Annotated in this window: 3 protein-coding genes; all 3 read left to right on the top strand. The window is 47.6% G+C overall.

Annotated elements, in window-relative coordinates; all coding sequences use genetic code 11:
• On the top strand, positions 1-914 hold a 914-nt coding region (locus tag BRAS3809_RS36660; RefSeq protein WP_170323298.1), incomplete at its 5' end, for a hypothetical protein.
• Complete coding sequence (locus BRAS3809_RS34935; protein ID WP_083839121.1) at positions 911-1,369, top strand: response regulator; 459 nt, start codon at positions 911-913, stop codon at positions 1,367-1,369. The genes BRAS3809_RS36660 and BRAS3809_RS34935, both read left to right, overlap by 4 nt.
• A gap of 11 nt (positions 1,370-1,380) precedes the next feature.
• On the top strand, positions 1,381-1,571 hold a 191-nt coding region (locus tag BRAS3809_RS37085; protein ID WP_035656630.1), incomplete at its 3' end, for a response regulator.

Genomic DNA, 1,571 nt, shown 5'->3' with positions numbered 1-1,571 from the left:
TTGATCATGCCCGAAAGGACGTAATTCAGATCCGAAGCCAGGAGCATCCAAAAGGACTGATCCAAGCGCAGTGGCGAACGCCAAACAACATTCAACATCTGGATGCCATGATCGCCAGGGCCCGTGGGAGAGTATTAGAATCCAATGGCAGCTATGACATTTTCCCCGATATATACTCTTTGTGCTGGGACTGCCTAGAATCAGACCTTGCTCAGTTGCGCCTGTATATGCTTCGTGAATTTGCTCCAGCTGCCTCGCGAAAACTTTTCGAGCTATTCGAGCAATTACCGTCATCGGACGACAAAGAAATCGTCTATCCGTTCGTACATGAATGCAAACAAATCATCGACGCCCGGATTCAGGAGATCTGCGGCTGGTTCATAAGACCAGTATTCCGTAGAGATCGATATAGTCTCAGAATGCTTATATCTACTACTCTTTCAATTGTACGAGAGCTCGACTACGAGTATAAATTCACTGAAGAAGTCATTGCGTCAGAGGATATTTCGTTAAACCGGGGTAGTTTCGATGTATTTGGAGACGCACTTTTTGTGCTGCTTGGCAATGCTGCACGACATGGGAAGCGCGACGGACATATTCGTGTTGTCACGAACGCTTTAGGTCCCAAGAACAATGTTGTACAACTTGAAATTGCGTCAGAAGTCTCGACCAGAGAGCAGTTTGAGGCGGATGTATCGAGAATAAACACTGCATTTAAAAAAGACGCTCAGGAAATCGCGCAAGCCGCCGTCCAAGAAGGCTTTAGCGGTTTGATGAAGTTAGCCGGCTTAATAAGGCGGGTTAGGTCGCCCGTTGTAGCGCTGTGGGCCGACGCCGACGAAGAGAACCTAAGGATAATCTTTTCCCTGAGGCTGCCGTCCGAAATAACAGTTACAAGGATACGCGGTCAATGAGCGTGCTGCTTGTGGAAGACGATGAATTCAAAGCGACTGATATATTAAAAGTCTTGGAGGAGAAGTTCGCTTCATCCAGCGTCGTTCGCGCAACCTCTGTTACTTCCGCGCTAAAGGCGGTAAATCGCGAAACTTTCGCACTAATAGTCCTGGACATGTCTCTCCCAACCTTCGAGATGTCAGGGCTGGGCGGTGGAGGCTCTCCACAAGGACAGGGAGGCCTTGAAGTCTTACGACTAGCTCGCCGCCTCAAAAATACGTCACCATTCATTGTCGTCACGCAGTATCCCGACATTGAACTAGATGGCGTCGAGATTCCACTACCAATTGCAGCAAAATCGCTTCGTACAAAGTTCGATGTAAATGTTTTGGCATGCCTTCTCTATGAATTTGATCGAGATAGCTGGCGATCACCACTACGAAAGCTTCTTACTGATATCAACGAACAACAGTAGCGGGTCACTAAATGAAGATACTAATCGTTGATGATGACCAGGAAAAGTCAGCGCAAATTATCAGCGCGGTAGAGTCGATGCTGGACAGCAAGGACGGCCTATCGGTGACGATAGCGAACACGCTATCCAATGCAATCAGAGTCCTTGGCGAAGTATCATTTGACCTTGTAATTCTCGATTTGATGCTACCATATCTGTTGGA

The organism is Bradyrhizobium sp. STM 3809 (assembly GCF_000239795.1).
Lineage (GTDB): Bacteria > Pseudomonadota > Alphaproteobacteria > Rhizobiales > Xanthobacteraceae > Bradyrhizobium.
Note: the sequence above shows the minus strand (reverse complement) of the source record. Positions and strands in the feature narration are given on the sequence as shown.